The following is a 24,715-nucleotide window of genomic DNA, read 5'->3' on the forward strand; positions in this document are numbered from 1 at the left end:
GATTTTAGTGTAGATTCTTATCCCAATTTTAAATACCTGTTGAGCGGCAAAATTAATGTTAAGACTGTCAGACCTATGTAAAGGCTATGTAGATGGGGGAGAGTTTCATCCTGTTTTACAAGGGGCAGAATTAACATTACAGCGCGGCGAGCAAATTGCTTTGATGGGTGAAAGTGGTTCAGGTAAGAGTACATTACTGAATCTGATTGCAGGGCTCGATACGGTGGATTCCGGGGAAATTCAATTTGTCGGTTTTTCGATGCATGATGCTCCAGAGCGTTTAAGGACCCTCTATCGTCGTAATAATATCGGCAATATTTTCCAGCAATTTAATCTTCTTCCTACTTTGAATATTGCCGATAACATTCGTTTTTGCCGTCAGCTAAAAGGATTACCTGAAGATAAAGGTTTATGGCGCCAAATTCTTTCTGCTCTCGATCTTATGCCACTCCTTGGCCGCTATCCTGAAGAAGTCTCAGGTGGTCAGCAGCAACGTGCCGCGATTGCTCGTGCTCTTTATATGGAACCACAAATTCTTCTCGCTGATGAACCTACCGGGAGTCTTGATGAACGTAACGCGGAAGCCGTGATGCGTCTATTAACCACTTTGGCTCGCCAACTCAATTGTACTTTGCTGCTGGTTACGCATAGTGAGAAAGTCGCCGATCATATGGAAGGCAAAATTCGACTTCAAGGAGGGCAGCTGCATGTTATGGCCCGTAGTTAAGGCACTACTCGGTCATTACCGTCGTTACCCACTACAAATTATTCTCGTCTGGTTAGGTTTAACCTTAGGCGTATCCCTTCTTGTTGGTGTCACTTCTATTAACCAGCATGCGAAACAGAGCTATGCGACTGGCGAGAAACTTTTCTCTAACCCTTTGCCATATCGTATCAGCGCTAAGCATTCTGCCAATAAGGTTCCTCAGGGCTTCTATATTCAACTTCGTCGTGCTGGTTTTAATCAATGCGCCCCGTTTGACGTGCTTCATCTGGACACAAAGGCAGACATGAACCTGATGTTAGTGGGAATTGATCCTGTTGCCATGGTTCCCCTTAAACAAGGTAAATCTTTAGGGGAGATGCCAGTCCTGACGTTAATGAAACCGCCATATCCTATCCTGATGAGCCAAGACTTGGCCTCTTATATGGGGTGGCAAGACGGCGACTTTATCGAAATGAGGGATGGTAGCCGCTTGGGACCTGTTCAGGTAGATCAAAATGACTTGCTTTCAGGCACAAGGATGATCACTGATATTTCGCTATTGCGTATGTTAAAGCGCAGCTCTGGCTTATCCTCGATTTTATGTGGCGAAATGTCTGAAGAGAAATTGTCAGCGTTAAAGAAAATATTGCCAAACGGTATGACGCTGACTCGCAATACACGCAACGAGTTAGAGTCTCTGACCAAAGCGTTCCATATGAATTTAACCGCAATGGGGATGCTGTCGTTTTTGGTTGGTTTATTTATTTTCTATCAAGCCATGTCATTATCGCTCATACAACGTCAGCGACTTGTCGGCATTTTGCGTCAAGCTGGTGTAAGCGGTACACAATTGGCACAAGCCATTCTGCTTGAGCTAACTATTCTAGTCCTTGTTGCATGGGCATGCGGAAACTTCTTCGGGGTTATATTAGCCAATGAGTTGATTCCGACGGTTTCATCGAGTTTAAGTGATTTATATGATGCAAATGTCGGTTTATCGATAGAGTGGTCGTGGAAGTCGAGTGCATACAGCTTAATTATGTCAGCAATGGGCGCTCTGATATCTTGTTTATGGCCATTAATCCGCTTACTTAAGTCGCAGCCAATTCGTCTTTCGTCCCGTTTGTCTCTGATGCGTTTTGCCGGTAGTGAGTTCTCTTGGCAAGCACTTGCAGCTTTTGCTTTTTGTGTCGCCGCTATTGCTGTTTATCAAGCGCCTAAAACACAGGAAATTGGCTTTACTATTATTGCTCTGATGATGATAAGTGTCGCACTACTGATGCCGTTTATTATGTGGCATGTATTTCAGAGCTTTTCCTATTCGTTACGTTGGGTTCGAGTGCGATGGTTCTTTGCTGACGCTGCGGCCAGCATGAGTTATCGTGGCGTAGCAACCATGGCATTTATGCTTGCTCTGGCGGCAAACATCGGTGTTGAAACCATGGTGGGCAGTTTCAGAGACACGACTGACAAGTGGCTTAACCAACGTTTGGCTGCAGATATCTATATTTATCCGAACAACAACAATGCAGCACGTATGAGTAGCTGGCTGCAGCAGCAACCAGAAGTTGAGGCTGTGTGGTGGCGATGGGAAAAAGAGATTCCAACCGATAAGGGCGCACTACAAGTTGTCAGTACTGGTGCATCTGAAGGCGAGCTCGACGCTTTAACCGTGAAGTTAGGCGTAATTAATTACTGGTATCAGCTACATAATGTAAAAAGCCTGATGGTCAGTGAGTCTATGGCGCTAAAACTCAATATCCGACCTGGGGATGTTATTGATCTTCAGGCTCCTCTTGGAGAGGGATGGCAAGTTGCTGGTGTCTATTATGATTATGGAAATCCATATAATCAGGTCATTATGTCCCATAGAAATTGGCTCTATGCTTTTGCAGGAACTGGGAACGTCGGGTTAGGTGTTGTGCTGACTGATAACGTGAATAGCAATGGGTTAAAGAGTCGATTGGAAAACGTATTCCGGTTACCTCAGGATCGCGTGTTTGATAACAGTAACATTTATAACCAGGCAATGCGTGTCTTTGACCATACGTTTGCTATCGCTGGTACGCTGGGTAACATCACACTTATCATCGCAGTTTTTGGCTTGTTCTTTGCGACACTTGCAGGGGAGTTGTCTCGCCAGCGGCATTTTTCATTGCTTAGATGTATGGGTGTATCCGGGAAAGAACTGGTGTTGCTTGGCGGTTTGCAACTGTTCGCGTTTGGTGCTATTTCTGCCATGATTGCCCTGCCGTTAGGTCTCGCATTAGCACATGTTATTGTGGATATCATTATTAGACAATCTTTTGGCTGGTCACTGGAATTGCAAATTATTCCATGGGAATACACTAAGACAATTGCATGGGCAATGTTAGCCATTATGGTTGCCGGTGCTTTGCCTGTGATTAGGATGATCAAAAGCACACCAATGAAGTCATTGAGGGATGCGTTGTAGTGAGAAAAATGAGTTCTAAAAAGCGCTTCTTACTATCGGTGATGGTTATTGTTGTCGTTGCCGCTTTACTAGGATTGGTCTACTCAGTGTTATGGTCTGACGAAACACCAACTCAAGAGAGTGAAATCAACTCGATTCTTAGCAGAGAAAACAAAACGATCTTTGAGCCAGTTTTGCCGAATGAACACGTCACATTGCCAGAAGATTTTAAGTTTCATCCCGATTACCAACATGAATGGTGGAACTACTTTGCCAGGTTAACAGACGTGGTTGGTGAGACCTATAATGTGCAGTGGAGCTACTTTCGAGTTGCAACGGATGAACGTGACACGAGTGGCTGGCAAGATCCGCAGTTGTACATCTCACATATTGTTATAAGCCGTGGCTCGCAAGTATGGAAGGAGCAGCGTATAGCACGTGGGGGTATTGGTCAGGCTGGCATGCAAAACCACCCGTTTAGCCTCTGGATCGATAATTGGAACTGGCGATCGCTTGGTACAACCCCATTTCCCGGTAAGCTCAGTGTGGCTACGGATAGATTCAGCCTTGATCTTAATACACAAACAAACGGGCCTTTCGTTATCAATGGGGACGGAGGTTTTCAGGTCAAACACGCTCTGCAATCAGTGGCTTCGTACAGTTTTAGCGCCCCCTTCCTTAGTGTGAAAGGTACGCTGAATATTGATGGACAGCGTGTGGCGGTATCAGGTTCGGCCTGGACTCAAAAAGAGTGGGGTAGTGGCTTAATCGGAGAGGGGCAGCAAGGCTGGGATTGGTTCACCTTTAATTTGGATGACGGAAGAGCGCTGACCGTCAGCCGCTATCGTCATTTAGGTCAGATGCCTCATATTTTTGGCACCTTATCAACGCGTTCTGGCAAGGTGATAAACCTGACCGAAAAAGAAATCACGATTAAACCAGTACATGTGACCAGCTTATCTAATGGCAAGCGACTCCCGTTGCAGTGGTTAATTGAAGTTCCGGGGCAGGATATTGACCTGATGACCCGGGTCGTTAATTCGAATATGTGGCTTCCGTTTGCCATCCCATACTGGGAAGGGCCTGTGACGGCTTTCGGCTCTAACGATGCTTGGGGCTTTATGCAGTTGACAGGCTATTAGCTTTCAATCAGCAACCATGCGTTTTAATTTACCCAGCCACCTTTGCGGTGGCTTTTTAGTCTCTGTAGTTTGCTCGTTTGGGAGAGGATTTCCACGTGCTTATCAGAAGTGCTTTAATCATGTTATGCTGAATTGTAAGTCATACTGCTTAGTAAATATCAAAGATCTGATATGCAATTAGTCTTAATAACCATAAAGTTGTTGTTGGAAAATACGATGTGTTGTGAGTTAATCATCGGAAATAACGAAGTTTATACTCTGAACAAGCGATTATTCTAAAGTTATCGACAGCTATACACTCTAATCATTCTTGTTGATCGTTTATTAAGATAATGAATATAGGGATAAAGCTATGAACGATGTCATTCGCGATTTTTTCAAAATGGAATCGGCAGGTGGTATTCTTCTCGTGATTGCTGCGGCGATTGCGATGGTAATTGCAAACACACCTCTGGGCGAAACTTACCAAGCAGTGCTGCATAGTTATGTATTTGGTATGTCAGTCTCTCACTGGATCAACGACGGCCTGATGGCGGTATTTTTCTTACTAATTGGCCTTGAGGTCAAACGAGAACTGCTTGAAGGTGCTCTGAAGTCGAAAGAAACTGCGATTTTTCCGGCAATCGCTGCAGTAGGTGGTATGTTGGCACCTGCTCTTATTTACGTTGCATTTAATGCTGGTGACGCAGAGGCCATTTCTGGCTGGGCAATTCCAGCGGCTACCGACATTGCCTTCGCATTGGGTATCATGGCTCTTTTGGGTAATCGTGTCCCAGTCAGCCTGAAGGTATTCCTTTTGGCTCTGGCCATCATCGATGACTTAGGTGTCGTTGTCATTATTGCTCTGTTCTATACAGGTGACCTGTCAACGATGGCATTATTGGTTGGCTTCGTTATGACTGGCGTTCTGTTTATGTTAAACGCCAAGAAAGTGACAAAACTGACACCTTATATGATCGTAGGTACAATACTTTGGTTTGCAGTGCTTAAGTCTGGTGTCCACGCGACACTAGCTGGTGTTGTTATCGGTTTTGCAATCCCGCTTCAAGGTAAGCCTGGAGAGCGCTCTCCACTTAAACATATGGAACACGCACTTCATCCATATGTGGCGTTTGGTATTCTTCCTTTGTTTGCTTTTGCAAATGCTGGTATTTCGCTCCAGGGAGTATCACTGTCAGGCCTGACTTCTATGCTGCCACTTGGTATTGCGCTTGGCTTGTTGATAGGTAAACCGCTAGGTATTTTCACTTTCAGCTGGGCAGCGGTAAAAATGGGTGTCGCGAAGCTACCTGAGGGGATCAGCTTTAAGCATATCTTTGCTGTCTCTGTGCTTTGTGGTATCGGCTTTACGATGTCTATCTTTATCTCATCGCTTGCATTCGGAAATGTGAGTCCAGAGTTCGATACCTACGCAAGACTTGGTATTTTGATGGGTTCAACCACAGCAGCAATACTTGGCTATATATTGTTGCACCTTTCTTTGCCGAAAAAGGTAAAAGCTTAGTTTAATACCCTGATTACACTGAAAACCTCCCGTGCTGGGAGGTTTTTTATGTCTGTAGCACAGCAGGTATAAGTTACAAAGAAAAAATGACAGACGAAAAAAAGCCCAGTCGAAACGTTGACTGGGCGGATACAAACATAGGAGTTAATAAGAAAAAAGCAGCAACGTAACAATCAGATGGAAAAGTTTGACGGCCAGTGAAACTTAAAATGCCCTAGTTGTTACATCTATTCAGACCGGGCTTTTTTCATTCGGTTCCATTTTTTTCCAAATTATTTTTCCTATCTTTTAGTAATGAGTGTAAGTGGCTTAGCAACATCTTGTTCATCAAACGGTGAAAGCATGCAAACCGAACAGATCCAACTCCGTACGTTGCAGAGAAGTGAGTTACCCCGTGTTTAAATTGTTCAAGAGTACATGGCGCTAGTTAATTGAAATCTATCCCAATAAGACGTTGAGTGTTTTAAGTAAAAGAATAATTATTGAAAATGTGATGTTAATCATTTGTTAATCTCGCCATTCGAGGGTATATTTCAAACAGTTGTTTAATACGAGTGATTGAAATAAAAATGGCCCCGAGAACTTCAACAAAAGAAAAAATACTAGATGTCGCAGAAGGGTTATTTGCAGAGCATGGGTTCAATGATACATCACTGAGAACCATTACTGGCAGAGCGAATGTAAACCTTGCTTCGGTAAATTACCACTTTGGCGATAAAAAGACGTTAGTTAGAGCGGTTTTAGACCGATATTTAGAAGCTCTGATGCCAAGTATCAAAACGTCTCTGATGGAACTGAACACCCGCGATGGCTACACAATGGAAGAAGTGTTTGAGTCACTGCGTTTACCTTTACGTGCGCTTAACGATGTGCGCCCAAATGGTACAGCTTTGTTTATGCTGTTAGTGGGCCGCGGCTATACCGATGTGCAAGGTCATTTGCGCTGGTTCATCACCACTCGATACGAAGAAGTATTGAAACTATTTACTGCCTCAATTATGAAAGCAAACCCTGAGCTAACGGAAGAGCTATTATTCTGGCGGTTGCATTTCACACTGGGAACTTGCGTATTTACGATGGCATCCAGTCAAGCTTTATCCGAACTTGCACAAAGCAAATTCGAAAAAGAAGTCGATATAAAGTCCGTAGTCGATTTGTTAATTCCTTACTTGTCAGCAGGTATGTCAGCGAAGTAATTGACCCGCCCAAGTAAGTTGCGAGTTAAACCAATAATAAAATAATGCCGAAACGGTAACGTGAACAAAAGGATCTGAACAATGAGCTCTCTACGAAGAAAATGGATTAGTGACCCAGCATTTAAGATGTTTAAAAAAGTACTACCTCCGTTGTCTAGCACTGAAAAAGAGGCGATGGAAGCGGGCAGTGTATGGTGGGATGCAGAGCTATTTTCCGGCAAACCAAACTTTAAAACATTACACCAGTACCCAACTCCGACGCTAACACAAGAAGAGCAGTCGTTCATCGATAATGAACTTGCTACTCTGCTTGAAATGCTTGACGATCAAAAAATCGTTAAAGAAGACCGAGACTTACCGCCTGAAGTATGGGAGTACTTGCGTAAAGAGCGTTTCTTCTCGCTGATTATTTCTAAAGCATACGGCGGTCGTGAGTTTTCATCATTGGCGAACTCTACAATTGTATCCAGCATTGCGACACGAAGCATCAGTGCTGCTGTATCGGTAATGGTACCTAACTCACTTGGCCCTGGTGAGCTTCTTTCTCACTACGGAACACAAGAGCAAAAAGATTACTGGTTGCCTCGACTAGCGGATGGTACAGACATTCCGTGTTTCGCGCTTACAGGCCCAGAAGCTGGTTCTGACGCAGGTGGTATACCAGATCAGGGCGTTGTTTGTTACGGTAAGCATGAAGGTAAAGAGGTGCTTGGTATTCGCCTGAGCTGGAACAAACGTTACATTACACTTGCGCCAGTCGCGACGGTACTTGGCCTGGCATTTAAACTCCAGGATCCTGACGGTCTGCTTGGTGACAAGAAAGATGTGGGTATCACTTGTGCGTTAATTCCAGCCGATCACGAAGGCGTCGAAATTGGTGAACGTCACGACGCTTTGGGCTCTGCATTCATGAACGGTCCAACGCGTGGCGAAGATGTCTTTATCCCAATGGATTGGTTGATTGGTGGCGCTGATTACGCAGGTAAAGGCTGGCGTATGTTGGTTGAATGTCTGTCGGCAGGTCGTGGTATTTCACTTCCAGCACTTGGTGCGGCGATTGGACACCTAACCACAAGGACGACAGGTGCGTATGCTTATGTGCGTAAACAGTTCGGCATGTCTATCGGTAAATTCGAAGGTGTGGCAGAAGCAATGGGTCGCATTGGTGGTTTAACTTACCTTCTTGAAGCGACGCGTACACTGACAACTACATCGCTAGATATGAAAGAGAAGCCGGGTATCGTAACGGCTATTGCGAAATATCATATGACTGAGATGGCTCGTACGCTGCTGAATGACTCATTTGATATTCACGCAGGTCGTGCTATCCAGGATGGTCCAATGAACTATCTGGCGAAGCATTACCTAGGTATTCCAGTTGCGATTACCGTAGAAGGTGCCAACATTCTGACGCGTAACTTGATGATCTTTGGTCAAGGTGCGACTCGTTGTCATCCATACGTACTAAAAGAGATGGAAGCGGCAGCGAACCCAGATGCAGAGCAAGGCGCGAAAGAGTTTGATGACTTGCTGTTCAAACACATCAAACATGCAACTGGGAACACATTCGGTGCTTTAGGTGCTGCGTTAACTGGTTCTCGCTTTATCAAAGCAGAAATGAGCGGTCCAACCAAGAAGTACTACAAAGACATCACGCGTTTAAGCCGAGCGCTTGCTGTGAGTGCAGACTTCGCAATGTTGACACTGGGTGGCGATCTTAAGCGTAAAGAGATGATCTCTGCACGTTTAGGTGATGGCTTAAGCTTCTTGTACATGGCGTCAGCTGCGCTTAAAAAGTACGAAGATGAAGGCCGTCAGCAAGGCGATTTAGATTTCGTTCACTACGCTGTACAACACTGTTTGTACAACGCAGCTAAGTCTTTGAATGAAGCGTATATTAACTTCCCGGTGAAATACGTTGGTGGTGTACTGAAGGGACTTCTATTCCCGTTCGGCAACCATTTCAATAAACCAAGTGACCAGCTGAGTACCAATATTGCTGAAGCTATCATGACTCCTGGTGCACAGCGTGATCGTCTGACTCACCTTTGTTACATCGGTAAATCTGAAGATGACAACGTGGGTTTGATGGAGAATGCATTCCTGGCTATGTACGCTATCAAACCGCTAGAACGTAAGCTTGTTAAGGCAGTCAAAGATGGCAAAGTTGCACGTAAAGGTCTTCTGGATGACCGCTTACAGCAAGCACTTGACGCTGGCGTTTTAACTCAGGAAGAGGTTAATAAGGTTAAAGCGGCGGATAAACTACGTTACAAAGCGATTCAGGTTGACCACTTCAGTCATGACTTTTCGGAGCTGCGCACAAATGCCCCAAAGAAGTCACATCTGACTTCCGCGGCGTAACAGGGCAATAGCGATATCGATGAAAGCACCTCTTGGAGGTGCTTTTTTGTTTAGCTCACTCAAAAATTGATAAAGAGTGCTCCAACCACTTGCATTTTCGAAGCATTTTTACAGAAATTAGATGCGAACTCGGAGCGAAACTTTTATCCTTACAAAGTTTTTTAAAGGAAGTTGAATATGATCATCAAACCTAGAATTCGTGGATTTATCTGTACTACAACGCACCCAGTTGGTTGTGAAGCTAATGTAAAAGAACAAATTGCTTACACTAAAGCGCAGGGCCCAATTAAAAACGCGCCAAAGCGTGTTCTTGTTGTGGGTGCATCAAGTGGCTACGGTCTATCTTCTCGTATCGCTGCGGCATTTGGTGGCGGTGCATCAACTATTGGTGTTTTCTTTGAGAAAGAAGGCACAGAGAAGAAGCCTGGCACTGCTGGTTTCTACAACGCTGCTGCATTCGAAAAGCTAGCTCGTGAAGAAGGTTTATACGCTAAGAGCCTAAACGGTGATGCTTTCTCAAATGAAGCAAAAGAGAAAACCATTGAGCTAATCAAAGAAGACCTGGGTCAGGTTGATATGGTGGTTTACTCTCTGGCTTCTCCAGTACGTAAAATGCCAGAGACTGGCGAACTGATTCGTTCATCTCTAAAGCCAATCGGTGAAACTTACACATCTACAGCGGTTGATACCAATAAAGATGTGATCATCGAAGCAAGTGTTGAGCCAGCAACAGAAGAAGAGATCAAAGATACAGTAACCGTAATGGGCGGTGAAGACTGGGAACTTTGGATCAACGCTCTTTCTGAAGCAGGTGTACTTGCTGAAGGTTGTAAGACAGTCGCATACAGCTACATTGGTACTGAACTAACCTGGCCAATCTACTGGGATGGCGCGCTAGGTAAAGCGAAAATGGACCTGGATCGCGCAGCAACAGCACTTAACGAGAAGCTAGCAGCAACTGGTGGCAGCGCGAACGTTGCTGTTCTAAAATCGGTTGTGACTCAGGCAAGCTCTGCAATTCCTGTAATGCCACTGTACATCGCAATGGTCTTCAAGAAGATGCGTGAAGAAGGCGTGCACGAAGGTTGTATGGAACAAATCTACCGCATGTTCAGCCAGCGTCTGTACAAAGAAGATGGCTCAGCAGCAGAAGTGGACGAAATGAATCGTCTTCGCCTGGATGACTGGGAACTTCGTGAAGACATTCAACAACACTGTCGTGACCTGTGGCCGCAGATTACTTCTGAAAATCTAAAAGAGCTTACTGATTACGTAGAGTATAAAGAAGAGTTCTTGAAGCTATTCGGTTTTGGTGTTGACGGTGTGGATTATGAAGCAGACGTTAACCCAGCAGTAGAAGCAGATTTCATTCAAATCTAGTTTCTATTGTTTAGATATCTTTGTTATCGAGAAAGTAAAAAGGCGCTCAGTGAGCGCCTTTTTTGTATTTGAAACTGTCAATCAACTTAAAATGATAAGAATGGTACCTGCCAGTGTCATTAAGATGTTTGCTATAGCATACGTACCCGCATAGCCCAGAGCCGGAATGGTAGATTTTGCATAATCGTTTACTACATCCATAGCGGGAGCACAGGTGCGGGCACCAATAATGGCACCGAAAAGCAGGGCACGGTTCATTTTAAGAATGTAGGCACCCACTAAGTACGCAAGTACAACAGGCACCACACTGACAATAAATGCCAAGCCGATGACTTTAGGGCCAACTTGCGTCAAATGTTCAAACATTTTGCCACCAGCGCTTAATCCTATTCCAACCATAAAGAACATCAAACCAAGGTCCTTCACCATGTTTAAAGCCCCTTGCGGCACATAACCGAAAGTAGGGTGGTTGGCTCGTAAGAAGCCTAAGGTAATACCGGAGAGTAATAAGCCTACCGCATTACCCAAGCTGAAAGACACTTGGCCGAATGTCATGGTCACCAGACCGAACATAATTCCTAAAATGAAGAAACTACAAAAAGCCAGTAAGTCCGCCATTTGACTGTGAATTGAGATAAAACCGATTTTTTCAGCCAGGCCTTGCACGCGACTTTTCTCACCACTGACCTGGAGTACGTCACCTTTGGCGAGAACGATATCTAAGTCCATTGGCATTTCAATTTGGGCTCTAACAACGCGGTTTAAGAAACAGCCAAACTCTGACAAGTTGAGATCGGACAAACGCTTACCTGCAATAGCATCACTTTTCACCACGATTTCTTCTTCTACAATGCGTAAATCAAGTAAATTGCGATCAAAGACTTCTTTGCCGTGTCGGAAACTAGAGTCTAATCGAGCATGGCTGTCAGGGAAACCAACCAACGCAATCTCATCGCCTTCTTGCAAGATCGCATCACCATCAGGGTGTGCGAGGATGCCATTACGGCGAATACGCTCAATGTAACAGCCGGTTTGACGGTAGATACCCAATTCTCGCAGGTTCTTGCCGTCTGTCCAATCGATTAGCTCCGGGCCGACTCGATAGGCACGAATAATCGGGAGGTAAACTTTTCTCTGTCCAGAATTACCAAGGCCACGCTCCTGAGCAATTTGCTGAGCTGAATCAGACAAATTCTGCTTTTGCAGTTTTGGCAGCAATTTGGCGAACATAATCATGCTGATCAAACCGATCAGATAAGCCATAGCATATCCCACAGATAGATTCTCTAATACCAAAGAAAAGTCCATCTCACGTGGTATTGATGCCAGACCAGAATTAAGCGCGTCCTGTGCACCCACCAAAACTGGCGTTGCAGTCAATGCTCCGGCCATCATACCTGCTGATAAGCCGTAATCGAGACCAAAGTAGTGGCTGAGGCCATAGGTTAAGCTGACCGCAGAAACCAGTACGGTCATGCTCAGAACAAAATAATGCTTGCCATCCCTAAAAAAGATGCCAAAGAAGTTGGGGCCAGCTTCAATACCAACGCAATAAATAAAGAGCATGAAACCAATCGTTAGTGCTTCGGCATTAAACGAGAAGCCTAAATGACCCATTATGAGAGAGGTAATTAGAACACCGATGGAGTTGCCTAGTTGCAATTTTCCGAATCGGATTTTTCCAAAGGCAAGGCCGATGGCTAATACGACGAAGATTAGAAGAATAGGGTTTTGTTCGAGAAGATATACGACGTCTATATTCACTGTGTGGCTCGGTAAAGTGTGTGCCAAGAAGGATTTGTAGCAGGGAATTGTAACGAAATATAGCAAAAAGATAAGTGAATTTTTTTATGTTTTGCTATTAGTTGACTTTGGGGAGTAACGGTATGAAAAATAATAAAAAACCGCTTAATGAAGCGGCTTTTTAAAATACTTGTACTCATTACGCTACGTCAAATAGACCTAAGTGCTCTTTTGCGTAAGCTTCAAAGTCATCACAACCGCCAATGTGCTGTTGGTCGATGAAAATTTGAGGAACAGTTTCGACTGGCTTGCCTACGGTTTTCTCTAGATCTGCTTTAGAAATACCTTCAGCTTGGATGTCAACGTAACGGTAGTTGAAGTCATCGCGTTTTGCTTTAAGCGTTTCTGCGTGCTCTTTTGCACGAACACAGTAAGGGCATGCTGGGCGACCGAAGATAACAACGAACATAATTTTAATTTCTCCTAAATCTATTCTTCTCGAAAGCAGACAAAAACGCATTGGTTAATTGGGCTCTCTATTACTTGGCTAACTATGCCCGATCCTACTACGGAAATAAAGTAGCAATTACCTCTTGGTTGTATAGGCAAAAACTATCGGGTAAAAAATGTGCTTCTATTCGCTATGTGAAGTGACGCATAAAAGCATACATTTTATATGGATATTGGTGGCAAGGTGGAATTGGTCAACTTTTTTTAATCAAAACAATAGCACTCTAGTGGGAGTTACTGTTTGTGGGAGGGAGTGTATGTTTCAGTTTATGACTGCGACAAGGATTATTTTTGGTGAAGGCGCGCTTCATTCTTCGTTGTCCGTCATCAATCAATTCGGTTATAGCGTCTTGCTGGTTACAGGCAAAGATAAACAAAGAGCGATACCAATCCTTAACTACTTGAAAACGCAGAATATGCGTTATCAACATGTGGCGATCAGCGGAGAGCCAAACATTACTATGGTGGAGGAAACGGCTGTTATCGGTCGTAAATTTCAACCCGACATGGTCATCGCTATTGGAGGAGGCAGCGTCCTGGACATGGGCAAAGCGTTAGCTGCGATCATTCCAAACCAAGGTTGTGTCTACGACTATGTCGAAGTCGTTGGACGAAATGTCCCCTTAAAGACCAAACCGCTCTGTTTTATTGCAATTCCTACTACCGCAAGTACTGGTTCTGAAGTCACCCGAAATGCAGTATTAAAATCTGGTCAGGACAAGGTTAAAGTCAGCCTGAGAAGTCCGGACATGTTGGCCGATGTTGCCATTGTGGATCCAACATTAACTTATGGCACTGATCAATATACTTCCGGGCGCGGAGCAATGGATGCGTTTACGCATTTGATGGAAGCCTATGTTTGCGGCGAGCCCAATCCACTAACAGATATGGTATGTGAAGAAGGGCTCCGTCGTTTAAGTTGTTCAGTTATTTTGGGCTGTACTCACGATGACCATAAAGCACGTTCCGATTTATCTTTTGCCGCTTTACTCGGTGGCATGGCGATTACCAATGCCAAATTAGGAGCGGCTCATGGACTAGCATCCGCTTTAGGAGGAAAGCTTGATGCACCGCATAGTGTGATAACGGCTCGTTTAGCACCGCATGTGATGCAGGAGAATATCAATGCTGCGAAGCAAGCTGGTCGGGTTGATGTAATCAATCGTTACAGGAAGATTGCCCAACTCTTGACCGCTCGTGCAAATGCCAATGAATACGACGGCGTGCTTTGGGTCAATATGGTGTTAGATAAGCTGGATTTACCGTTACTTAGTAAATTCGGCGTGTGCCAGACTTCTTTCGAGCAGGTGGCTAACGATGCACTTAAGTCAGTTGCGATTAAGGGTAATCCGCTACCGCTTAATCGAGATCGCCTTATTTATATACTCAAGCAAGTATGTGACTGTCGTCTGAGCTGTGAAACGGAAAGTTGTACGGAAGGAAGCTCGGTAGAAATTTTGGAATCGAGAGCCGATCTGTCGAGTATTAGTGATTAAGACTGACCGAGATGTAAAGGCAATAAATAAGAAGGGGAGCTACTGAGCTCCCCTTCATACGATTAGTATTGGCTGAGTTTGTCGTAACGGCTGTCTTTAAGCGCGTCTTTCACTCGCTTCAGATTCTCGCGGAAACCTGCACCACGGCGAAGTGTGAAGCCTGTAGCCAGCACATCAATGACCGTCATTTGAACCACTCGGCTCGCCATTGGCATATAAACGTCTGTATCTTCGGGGATATCAAGCGTAATAGCCAATGAGCTTGCTTTCTCTAAAGGTGAGTCTTTTGCTGTAATCGCAATAACCGTCGCGCCATTTTCACGAGCAAGGTTTGCAATTTCTACTTGGCTCTTAGTACGACCCGTATGAGAAATCAATACGATGACATCATTATCGCTACAATTGATGCAGCTCATGCGCTGCATGACGATGTCTTCAAAACAAGTGATTGGAATATTAAAACGAATAAACTTGTTCTGTGCATCTCGGGCCACCGCGGATGATGCTCCAAGGCCAAAGAAAGAAATGCGTTTTGCCTGAGTAAGCAAATCGACGGCTCGGTTAATTTGCATCGCGTCCAGGCTGTTTTTCGCCACATCTAGGCAAGCCATTGTGGATTCGAAGATCTTATGCGTGTACGCATCGGGACCGTCGTCTTCTTCCACATTACGGTTTACATAAGGTGTGCCGTTCGCCAGACTCTGAGCCAAGTGAAGTTTAAAATCTGGAAAGCCTTTAGTATCAAGGCGGCGACAGAAGCGGTTTACAGTAGGCTCACTTACGTCAGCCATTTTGGCTAACGTTGCAATGCTTGAATGAATCGCAGTCTGTGGAGACGCCATAATTACTTCTGCAACTTTGCGCTCTGATTTACTGAAATTCTCCAGGTTTTTTTGAATTTTTTCTAATGTATTCATAGTGTTCACGAGGGTATAGAGAACAACTCGCTGGCTCTGTTAACGCATAGAAACATAAACGTCTCTCGGCAGTGAAATGCGTTAACGAAAGCTGCCAGCGCCATATAGATTCAGTATAAACCTGATCTTTAATTCGGCTAAACCAATTACGGTTACTATTTAGTGATAATTTGACAAACCTCAAACAAAATTTTCTGAAAACTACAGAAATGAATGGGGAAAATCAGATTTGTTGTTTGAGTCAGCCAATATTGATTGATGAGTTACATTAAAAAGAAATAAATTTTCAAGCCAATGTAACTCGAATTTATCGTCAGGATGCCAAAATCTCGCTGACCATCTCCTGAATTTTCGCATTTAAGCTTGGTGCTTGTTGAGCAATATTTCTTTGCTCATTCAGGACAGAATCAAAGATATCAGTCGTGGTCAGCGGGTTGGCCAGTACCACACGGAAAACAACAGTGCTTAAGCGCTGCCATTGTTCTGGATTAAGCGTCGTACGCGACACAAAGGACTTACCTGTTTCACGCTGACGCTTTTGAATAAACTGCGTTAATTGGTTAATCAGTTCGTTCAGTTTCTCTTTTTGTGGGCCTTGCGCTTTTTCCAGTGCTTCACGGATGCTTGGCGGTAAGTAGCGATAGGTGAGTAAGCAGAGCTCCGGTTCCGAAACCAATTCAAAATCATCTTGCTTTTGAATTAAGTCAGCAAAGTAGTGTGCTTTTTCAATACTTTGGTCAATCAAAAGCTGATAGCCTGGTCGGCTAATGATGTGCATTGCCGCGTACACAAGCATGGCCATACCAGAACGAGATCCTTCTAAGGTATGACTGCCTAAATCTTTAGAACCTTTACGCAGAATGTACTGTGCGTGGTGTTCAATAGAGCGCATCGCATCAGGATCTTTAAACAGAACCATGCCAGCCCCCATCGGGATGTAAAGCTGTTTATGCGCATCAATGGTCACCGAATCGGCTAATTCAACACCGTCTAAAAGGTGACGATGATGATTCGACATCAAAGTCGCACCGCCCCAAGCCGCATCGACATGAAAATGGCAATCATGCTGCTGACAAACTTCAGCAATTTGGATGAGAGGATCAACGTTACCGGTTTCCGTCGTACCGGCGACACCAATAACTGCGATCGGCTTAATCTTTTGCTTTTTAAGCGCAACAATTTTTGCTTTTAGGTCGTCGACGATGATGCGGTTATTCGCGTCCGTTTTTACGGCTACCAGACCATCCTGACCCAAGCCAAGAACATCTGCGGCTTTTTTAAGTGAATAGTGTCCACGCTCAGAAACCAAAATTGCCAAACCTTCGTAGCCATAATGTTTCATGGCTTTGAATAGGCCTTCTTTTTCTACGCCTTGAAATTCACCGTTTGCTTTTAACGCTTTATTGCGCGCAACCCAAAGGGCAGTGATGTTGGCGATTGTGCCACCGGAACAAAATGCGCCCAGAGAGTGATTGGCGCTGTGCATCCATTGCTCATAAAACGTATCTGACTGACCATAAATTAATCTGTGCAGCATCCCCAGAACCTGACGTTCTAGTGGGGTAAACGCTTTCGAGGTTTCGATCTTCACCAAGTTTTGGTTCAGAGCAATCATTATCTTAGACAAAGGCATCAAGAAGTAAGGCAGTGCCGATGTCATATGACCGATGAAGCTTGGTGCTGACGTATGAACCGAGTGTGACACTAAGGTGTCTAGCAAATGCTCAGTGTGATCGGATACGAACGACGGGTACTCAGGAATCTGAGCAGAAGAAAAGTCTTTCTCAATTTCACGTAAAGGCTTTTCTTCTGCAACGATGTGTTCACGAAGAAATAGATTCAAGTTTCGAGAGAGGCTCTCTTCAATTTTTGTCAACGTCGAATCCGGACCTTCAGGGACGGTGAAGATCTTCAACAAGCTTTCAAAGCTGACGTCAGCAGTTTTTTGTTCCTTAACCATGGCAAAGAATCATTTGTAATTATTTAGGTAATGCGAGCGGCACAATCTAAACTAAAACGGTTTCAATGTCCCGTTTTAATTCTGCAAGGCCATGTTGATGAAATGAAAACTCAGGCATATCCAAACACCCCCCTAGATTACTGGTTTGCATCGAGTAGATAGTTTAGCAGTGATTGGTGTTTCACCTTGCTAAGTCTAATTCTACTCGTTGCTCTGAGCTTAAAGCTAACTGCTTTTTGTCAGATTTTCCGTCAGTAACCAAGCCCAGAATTCTGTGCTGTGGGGCTGTTTGCTTAACGATGCTTATTCACATTTTTGCTTTTCAAGCTTCTCAATCGACTGGTTGTACTTATTAAGAGCAGAGTCGATTTTCTGAGGGTGGCTAAGCAGATCTGCGAACGCTGAACGAAGCTCGTAGTTTTTTTCGTGATTGGTTGACTGGCGGTCACTAAATGTTTTCTGTGCTGCTTCGCCTAGCTTGTCGCTGCGACTCGCCAGCTGTTTGACATCGTGCTGTTCGAGTTTAAGCCAAGCTTCGATTGGCTGCTCAGTCGCTACGCGACTTGGGTCGCTCTTAAGAAAATAGTGTACTGCTTCGCGGTTAAGCTCAAAATGGTGCTTACGTCCTTCTAAAAACCATTGGCTCACTTCATCCAGATCTGGGTATTGTTCGACGGTTAAGTCGACAAGATCCTGATACCACTGTAGTGAAGCATCGATATAACCGTCGTATTTGTTCGCCAGACATTGTTGATCTGCGGCGAACGTAAAAGTTGAGCTTGTAGCGAGGAGCGCTGCAACGACAAAGCGTTTCATTCTTCTTCCTTCTAATAGTTATTCCTGAATTAACGTTAAATCTCACTCTGCGTTGAGTGCGTCTTAATTCACGTTGGAGCTAAGAGAGTCTTGGGCTGTTGATTCTAAAAGCGAATTAAGATGTCGTCTTTGTATCGACGACTTCAACGTTAATTAGGTTTTTAAATTTTTGCGGTATTGTAATGGATGTTAAAGACAAAACCTGAGATCTAGCTAGCAAGTGATACAAAGAAAAGCATCATTACTGGTACGAGTAAGCTCAAAATAAATCCACTAACGATGGCAACAGGTACACAACGTACCCCGCCAGTTGTTTGGATTACCGGTAAAGTAAAGTCCATCGCTGTTGCGCCTGCATATCCGATAGCGGTGCATGGATAACGGTGTATTAACAGTGGGATCGCGACTAAAGCCACCAATTCGCGCATAAGCTCTATCAGGAAAGAGGCTCCGCCAAATACCGGGCCGAAAGCATCACCCATCAAAATGCCAGCTAGTGAGTACCAGCCAAATCCAGATGCCATTGCTAATGCCTGGTAGAGTGGCATCTCCAAAATAAACGAAGCGATGACGCCGCCAAGCATACACGTTGCGATGATCACAGCGGATATAGCCATACCTTGTTTGTTCAACAAAATTTGTCTTAGCGTCAGGCCACTGTTTCGTAGTTGAATCCCGATAAAGAATAACAATAGAAAGAGTATCCACTCGCTCGCGGTGTCTACCCACGACAGGTCTATAGGGAGAATCAGACCGACCACCAGTCCTCCTCCAACGACGATGATCAGTTTTGCAGATTCTATTGCCATGGAGGAAAGCGGCAACTTACTGTGGCTTTGGTCGGTTTTAAGAGGAATAATTTTATCGACAACAGGTAGCGCCAATAGGTTACATACACCCAAGCAAATGAAAAAAGTGATCGCGTAAAGCAGAATGCTTTGTAAATTACTACTCAGATTATCCAGAGCGGCCAAGCTCAGTCCCATCAGAGACAAAATGACGTAGATGAGGTTTGACGTAGACCGATTAATTTTCTCAAGTATCGAAGCACGAGAAATAGGAATCAGATACCCGACGACCAACGGGGCAAAAATGAATAGCATCCCTGAGAACATAAAACTTAATTATTCCTTTGTGAGATAAATCTAAGAGTTGCCACAGATAAGGTATCACTTAGCCTGAAGTGAGTTTATATCGTGGATGATGTTTGTTTAAAAATAAGGTTTACAAGCCACTAGCATTTAACTCTGTACTCATTTTTTCTTGGAATTCGGCTCCACTCATATTGCTGAGTTCATACAGAATTTCTGCACCCACTAGATTGAACTCCACTTCATGTTCATCGATGCGTTCATCTTTATTGCGGAACATTAATAAGTAATTCGCAATCCTGGCAATGTCTAAATAACTGACCTCGGGACGAGCTACCTGGTATTTTTGGTTTGAAGACACTTCTCGATAGTCGTTGTCAAACCCCCAGCGCCTGAGGACAAGTTCACTTGTGGCTGAGCAACGGGCCTGAAAGATCTGCAAAGCAATATCCGGGGCCAGGTAGTTACCTCCTTCGAGGTGCATGTTGTACTCGTTGATGAGGCAGAACAACCCAATGTCTGCCAGTAAGCCGACTAACAGCGCTTTTTCTGGCTCTAAATGACCATATGTAACGGGGTCATGCTTGTGGAACTCCTGCACAATTAACACCATACTCGCTCCGAGTTCACGAGATACAGCAGCACTTTTACGCATAATCTCATTACAATCTTTAGTTAAGTTCAGCGAGTGCTTAAGCTGTTCTATCGTCTGAGCGGTAACAATGTCTCGTACACGATAAATGCCTAGTCGTGAAACTGCAGCTGATAAATCGTTACACGTGATGTTTCTGCGGTTAAAAATGACCGAGTTTGCCACTCGAACCACAACTGCGGCTAACCCTGGATCTTCTAGCAGGCAATTTGCCACATCGGCGATCGTTGTACTTTCTTCCTGACACAATTGCTGAATTTTGAGCACGACGTCAGGTATTGGGGGAAGGGAAATTTTTCCAATAGCAATCGATTGCTCTACCAGTTGCGCGAACTCCGACTCTATTGCTTTTAAAAGCTTCTCTTTGTTATTTGGTAGCCAAAAAAATGATAGGTGTTCCATTGTGACGTTGTTCTTATAATCTTTGGTACAGTGTACCCTTACATGATGCGCATTATCAATGAAATGCTTATATAGTGCACGCAATTGCTAAGTGGATCATGAAGTTATGTTGTTTTAGACTAAACTGGTGTCAAAAAAATACCGCTTGAGGAACTATAACTGTGAAATCAATCACATATAGAGGAATTATACTTTTTTATATGTGACTTATGTCCTAACTTATTTTTCGTCGTTAAGTATGATTAGGCAAGTTGGTGAGCACAATTTACAAATATATCGCCAACAAATCGACATTTTGAATTCGCTATAAGCTGCTGTTTATCTGGTGACATCGCTAATCGGGGTAATTTATTCAGATTAAAGAGGTCAATGGACATGACAGACCAAGCTTTTTTTAAATACGTACGCAATTTCAGTCAGTATCAGAAACGTTCCATGTTCGGTGGCATCGGTTTATTTTGCGATGATGCTATGTTCGCGCTAGTTAGCAATGATTGTTGTTATTTGCGCGGTGGCTACGGATTAGACGAGGAACTGATCCTCCTGAATTGTGAGAAATATAAGCACGTCAAGAAGCAGACGACGGCTACCGTTAACTATTATGATGTGACACATTTGTTTGAATCTGGTTTTTCTGGTTTGGATGGATTGTTGCAGAAGTCAATTGACTACTCAATTAAGGAACGAAAATACCAAAAATCTTCAGCGAGCCGACGCTTGAGAGATCTACCTAATATGCAACTTACGCTTGAACGTATGGTGAAGAAAGCTGGCGTTGATGACGTAGAAGCATTTATAGAACTCGGCCCTGTGGAAGTTTTCAATAAAGTGAAGCAGACGTACGGCAATGACGTTGATGTTAAGTTACTGTGGAAATTTGCTGGTGCAGTCGATGGTGTGCATTGGAAACTTATCCAAGAACCGCGCAAAAAGCAGTTACTATCGCTGTGTGAATAATCTTAATTATTGGTGCACTGAAGAGTCGTATTTTTTGGAGTTAGTGAGTCACAAAAGGAACGGGTATAAGTGGGAAGGGGTGTTAAGGATTTTTCCACTTAACTCAGTTTTTCATGCTTAATTTTAGTTTTTCATAATAACCAACAAAAAACCGAGGCTTCAATCCTCGGTTTTTGCTTTTAAAATTCACGCTTTTTAGAACTTGAAGCGGGTCGTGAACATGATTTGATCACCGTAGAAGTCGTTAATACGTGCTTCTGCTCCTAGAGAGAACAATTCAGTTGAGTGGAAACGTGCATAAGCCGAGCCCATCCAGTCATCGTTATCATCAATAGTAACGTAGCCAACTTTACCGCCGACTTCTAATTGAGGGCCTAACCATTGACGAACGCCAAGGTTTAGCTCCATACCAACATCTGTGCTGCTTGATTTTTCTGGCTGCACCACACGCATTAGCATTTCACCCGTTAGGTCAGCCCAGTTATTTAGCGGAGAGTGGAAACCAAAACCCATTGCTGAGTCAAAATCGCTATCAAATTCAGAATCGATACGAGCAACAACGTGCGCATTAGGGTGAATCGACTTACTTACTCCAGCACCGAATGTCACAGGACTTGCTCCGATACGTGCTTCGAAGTAGTCATAGCTGAAGTTGCTCATAGTTGCAGGCGCATTGCCGTTCGCAGCTAGTGAATGGCCTGATGCTAACAAGAGGGCTGTGACTAATAGTGTTTTACGCATAACTAACGATAAACCTTGTTTATTTTTCCATGGATTCAAGCAAGCGCTTGAACCGTAATCTCATTTCTACGACATCATAATAAAAACAGAGGCCTACGACCAACATAAAAGTGTCGACATACTGTCAATTCTTTTACTTGACTTCAGATTTAGACAAAAAAGACCAAAATTCAGTTGGTATTCTTTTCGGTGAGTTTGGACTATTCACCAAAACTCGCCCTTCGGTCGGCCATCGCATTTAATATTGCTTCAGAATCAAGAACGGTTGTCCATGATAACAGGTTGTCATCGTGTTCAATCACGAATGATGTGAGTTGTGCGGCAATTGCCTGCCTCAATTCTTCTCCTTTCCATGGCTTTGCGATGTAGTAATCCAAACTATCGTGATTAATAGCTTCTACCGTGTCTTCTAATCCTGCCTGACCTGTGAGCAAAACTTTGCGTGCGCCTCTTGTCTCGACATCCTGGCTTAATTCAATTAGAAAACTGATACCAGTTTGTTCCGGCATAATGTGATCACATAAAATGAGCGCAAGCCTAACTTCATCTTCGGCCATGTCTTCGATAACTTGCCTTGCTTCTGTGACGGATTCTGCGCCCTCGAGAATGAAGTGGTCTTCGAAGGAAGCCAGGTCTTGTAATACGCTATCCAAGACTTCTCTTTCGTCATCGACACATAAAATCAGATATTTCGTCATGTTTGATCTCCTTCTTCGATGACTGGTAACCAGACTGTCATACGAGTGTAATTGTTAAGCTCCGAGTCAACCTCAATCCATCCATTATGAGCTGTTACAATTTGTTGGCAGATTGAAAGCCCGATACCTAACCCAAAATTACCTACTTTTTTTGTCGTAAAATTCAGTTCAAAAATGGCATTCTTTTGTGATTCCGGGATACCGCATCCGTTATCTTCGAATGAGATAACCGCGAATTTATTATCGTCTTTGTCCACCAGCTTGGTCTGGATTTTAAGAATTCCTTTTTCCGGGAATGCGTCAATGGCGTTGGAAATGAGGTTAGTCCAGACTTGTTGTAACGCGATCGGCTGACAAAGTATCGGGGGTAACGGGGCATAATCGGTTGAGAGCTGATGTATTTTTAATTTGTTTTCGAAGATAACGAGTGTGTCTTCGATCCCTTCGTGGATATCCGCGTAATGCAAACTCTCATCGTCAGAGCGAGCATAGCCTTTAAGGCTTTTTACCATATCTGCAATGCGGGCCGCACACACATTGATAGAACGCAGAGAAGCACCTGCTTTATGATACTGTTCCAGTTCACTGAGAGAGAGAGCCGCGCTGTCGGATTTTTTTACTAACTGTGTGACTAACTCTTGGTCAGTTTCTAACCCGAGATTCACGACTTTCTTCGCTAGCGAGCGATCTGGCAAGATGCGGTTAAGTTCTTTGACTCGCATTCTGAGTTCAGCAGTAGACGCAGGTCTCGCCGTTTGTGCTTCAGTCAATAATTGCACGCCCTTGACTTGGACTTCTGGGTTAGGGCGTTGGGTGAGCAGCCCTTCGAGTGTATGAGTAAGATTTTCTACCCCTCGTAAAATTGCAGCGATAGGATTGTTGAGTTCGTGGGCGACACCAGCGACGAGCTGACCGAGCATCGCCATTTTTTCTCGTTCTATCAGTTGTTGATGCGCCGATTCTAAGGATTCCAATGTTTTTTGCAGTTGCAACTTAGTTTTGATGCTCCGTTGAAGCCGACGATTAAAATGGCGAAGCAATAAGTTAGTAAACAGAGGTAAGAGATTGGAGTCACTCTGCATTACTTTATGAAACACTTGACGATCGAGTTTGATCACTTCGGTTTTCGTTAGCGTCAGAGCGGTAGAGAAAGAGTTTTCACCAGTGACAAAGGACATACTGCCAACGATGTTACCTTTTGTATAACGCACTACTTCTCGTTGTGCACCTTGTTCATCTCGCTTGTATAAGGCGACATCACCACTGGTAATAAACCACAAAAAGTTGTTAGGCTCACCTTCAACGGTCAAGAGATGTTCTGGGGAATAAGTTCGACAGGCATGGGTATCATCGCTGTCTTTGAAAAACAGTTGTAAAGCGGTAATGACTTGTTCTGTTAGTTCGTTATCCGACATAGAGTGATAATCATAAAGAAAACCGGCTTGATACTTTTGCATCTGATTTTCAATATGTGCGCGCAGTAACTTATGCGGATCCAATACTTGGCTATAACCGAGCAAGTCTTCATGACAATTGCGGAGTATGAATTGGGTCAGTTCTTTAAGGGCGGTTTGGTACAACACCTTGTCAGGAAGAGGTTTTGTCAGGCAGTGGTCTAGGCGACCTTCATTTACAGCGGTAAGAATGGCGTCGATATCGGAGGAGCAACTGATAAGAATTTTCCGAGCTTGTTCGGTATGCGGCCTTTTATCAAGACCAATCAGAAAGTCCACCCCATTAAAGTTAGTGTGGTGGCTGGCGATGACTAGGGCGACGGTCTGTTGTTGTTCTTCAAGATACTCAAGCGCACTCTGTGCCTCGTCTATGGATTCAACAGAAAGAATATCAAACTTGCCAGAAAAAGCAGACAGCTCTAATCTGAACTGTTCAGCACTAATTGGATTATTGTCGAGACACAGTACAGCGTAACGATTCACGGGTGTTTGGACTCCGATTAAAACTTAGCCAGCTAAACTTTATCAATAAAATGATTTAGTGAGTGCGAG

General features: G+C 44.0%; 19 protein-coding genes. 9 read left to right on the forward strand and 10 right to left on the reverse strand.

All coding sequences use genetic code 11. The features are described from left to right. Window positions 1–55 precede the first annotated feature (55 nt). From ACWYU8_RS11615 to fabV, 7 genes are all read left to right on the forward strand, one after another. Window positions 56–727, forward strand: coding sequence for an ABC transporter ATP-binding protein (locus ACWYU8_RS11615; protein WP_457519728.1), 672 nt, complete (start codon window positions 56–58; stop codon window positions 725–727). After that, window positions 708–3,161 carry an ABC transporter permease gene (locus tag ACWYU8_RS11620; protein ID WP_457519729.1) on the forward strand — a complete coding sequence of 818 codons (2,454 nt, stop codon included), beginning with the start codon at window positions 708–710 and terminating at the stop codon, window positions 3,159–3,161. Before ACWYU8_RS11615 ends, ACWYU8_RS11620 begins: the two co-directional genes overlap by 20 nt. Beyond that, window positions 3,161–4,282: a lipocalin-like domain-containing protein gene (locus ACWYU8_RS11625; protein ID WP_457519730.1), complete on the forward strand. Its 1,122-nt coding sequence runs from the start codon at window positions 3,161–3,163 to the stop codon at window positions 4,280–4,282. The genes ACWYU8_RS11620 and ACWYU8_RS11625 overlap by 1 nt, the downstream gene beginning before the upstream one ends. A gap of 352 nt (window positions 4,283–4,634) precedes the next feature. Continuing rightward, on the forward strand, window positions 4,635–5,786 hold the full coding sequence (gene nhaA, locus ACWYU8_RS11630; protein ID WP_457519731.1) for a Na+/H+ antiporter NhaA: 1,152 nt from the start codon (window positions 4,635–4,637) through the stop codon (window positions 5,784–5,786). A 569-nt stretch (window positions 5,787–6,355) separates the two neighbouring features. Next, a complete protein-coding gene (locus ACWYU8_RS11635) occupies window positions 6,356–6,982 on the forward strand; it encodes a TetR/AcrR family transcriptional regulator (protein WP_457519732.1) in 627 nt (208 codons plus the stop codon). Between the two features lie 81 nt (window positions 6,983–7,063). Further along, the gene (locus tag ACWYU8_RS11640) at window positions 7,064–9,346 is read left to right on the forward strand and encodes an acyl-CoA dehydrogenase (RefSeq protein WP_457519733.1); all 2,283 of its coding nucleotides are present in this window, start codon (window positions 7,064–7,066) and stop codon (window positions 9,344–9,346) included. A 177-nt stretch (window positions 9,347–9,523) separates the two neighbouring features. Beyond that, a complete protein-coding gene (fabV, locus tag ACWYU8_RS11645) occupies window positions 9,524–10,726 on the forward strand; it encodes an enoyl-ACP reductase FabV (protein ID WP_457519734.1) in 1,203 nt (400 codons plus the stop codon). Window positions 10,727–10,807: 81 nt separating this feature from the next. Here fabV and ACWYU8_RS11650 read toward each other — a convergent pair whose 3' ends face one another. Together ACWYU8_RS11650 and ACWYU8_RS11655 are read right to left on the reverse strand one after the other, a co-directional pair. Further along, entirely contained in the window at window positions 10,808–12,490 is a 1,683-nt protein-coding gene (locus tag ACWYU8_RS11650; RefSeq protein WP_457519735.1) for an aspartate:alanine antiporter, read from the reverse strand. 178 nt (window positions 12,491–12,668) lie between these two features. Beyond that, entirely contained in the window at window positions 12,669–12,938 is a 270-nt protein-coding gene (locus ACWYU8_RS11655; RefSeq protein WP_444492382.1) for a GrxA family glutaredoxin, read from the reverse strand. Between the two features lie 298 nt (window positions 12,939–13,236). Here ACWYU8_RS11655 and ACWYU8_RS11660 point away from each other — a divergent pair, with 298 nt between their 5' ends. After that, window positions 13,237–14,475 carry an iron-containing alcohol dehydrogenase gene (locus ACWYU8_RS11660; protein ID WP_457519736.1) on the forward strand — a complete coding sequence of 413 codons (1,239 nt, stop codon included), beginning with the start codon at window positions 13,237–13,239 and terminating at the stop codon, window positions 14,473–14,475. Window positions 14,476–14,537: 62 nt separating this feature from the next. On the opposite strand, the gene ACWYU8_RS11665 is transcribed toward ACWYU8_RS11660, so the two are convergent. From ACWYU8_RS11665 to ACWYU8_RS11685, 5 genes are all read right to left on the reverse strand, one after another. Then, a complete protein-coding gene (locus tag ACWYU8_RS11665) occupies window positions 14,538–15,392 on the reverse strand; it encodes a MurR/RpiR family transcriptional regulator (protein WP_457519737.1) in 855 nt (284 codons plus the stop codon). A 313-nt stretch (window positions 15,393–15,705) separates the two neighbouring features. Next, entirely contained in the window at window positions 15,706–17,352 is a 1,647-nt protein-coding gene (gene panP / locus ACWYU8_RS11670; protein ID WP_457519738.1) for a pyridoxal-dependent aspartate 1-decarboxylase PanP, read from the reverse strand. Between the two features lie 303 nt (window positions 17,353–17,655). Beyond that, window positions 17,656–18,168: a hypothetical protein gene (locus tag ACWYU8_RS11675; RefSeq protein WP_457519739.1), complete on the reverse strand. Its 513-nt coding sequence runs from the start codon at window positions 18,166–18,168 to the stop codon at window positions 17,656–17,658. Window positions 18,169–18,377: 209 nt separating this feature from the next. Beyond that, window positions 18,378–19,283, reverse strand: a complete 906-nt coding sequence (locus ACWYU8_RS11680) for a lysine exporter LysO family protein (RefSeq protein ID WP_457519740.1) — start codon at window positions 19,281–19,283, stop codon at window positions 18,378–18,380. A 109-nt stretch (window positions 19,284–19,392) separates the two neighbouring features. Then, the gene (locus tag ACWYU8_RS11685; RefSeq protein WP_457519741.1) at window positions 19,393–20,313 is read right to left on the reverse strand and encodes an HDOD domain-containing protein; all 921 of its coding nucleotides are present in this window, start codon (window positions 20,311–20,313) and stop codon (window positions 19,393–19,395) included. Window positions 20,314–20,682: 369 nt separating this feature from the next. On the opposite strand from ACWYU8_RS11685, the gene ACWYU8_RS11690 reads away from it, so the two are divergent. After that, the gene (locus tag ACWYU8_RS11690; protein WP_457519742.1) at window positions 20,683–21,270 is read left to right on the forward strand and encodes a TfoX/Sxy family DNA transformation protein; all 588 of its coding nucleotides are present in this window, start codon (window positions 20,683–20,685) and stop codon (window positions 21,268–21,270) included. 195 nt (window positions 21,271–21,465) lie between these two features. Here ACWYU8_RS11690 and ACWYU8_RS11695 read toward each other — a convergent pair whose 3' ends face one another. The 3 genes from ACWYU8_RS11695 to ACWYU8_RS11705 all read right to left on the reverse strand — a co-directional run bounded on the left by ACWYU8_RS11695 (window position 21,466) and on the right by ACWYU8_RS11705 (window position 24,646). Next, window positions 21,466–22,011 carry a hypothetical protein gene (locus ACWYU8_RS11695; protein WP_457519743.1) on the reverse strand — a complete coding sequence of 182 codons (546 nt, stop codon included), beginning with the start codon at window positions 22,009–22,011 and terminating at the stop codon, window positions 21,466–21,468. 200 nt (window positions 22,012–22,211) lie between these two features. Continuing rightward, on the reverse strand, window positions 22,212–22,709 hold the full coding sequence (locus ACWYU8_RS11700; RefSeq protein ID WP_457519744.1) for a response regulator: 498 nt from the start codon (window positions 22,707–22,709) through the stop codon (window positions 22,212–22,214). Then, window positions 22,706–24,646 carry an ATP-binding protein gene (locus ACWYU8_RS11705; RefSeq protein ID WP_457519745.1) on the reverse strand — a complete coding sequence of 647 codons (1,941 nt, stop codon included), beginning with the start codon at window positions 24,644–24,646 and terminating at the stop codon, window positions 22,706–22,708. Before ACWYU8_RS11705 ends, ACWYU8_RS11700 begins: the two co-directional genes overlap by 4 nt. Window positions 24,647–24,715 lie beyond the last annotated feature (69 nt).

The sequence above is a fragment of the Vibrio limimangrovi genome (genome assembly GCF_054064025.1).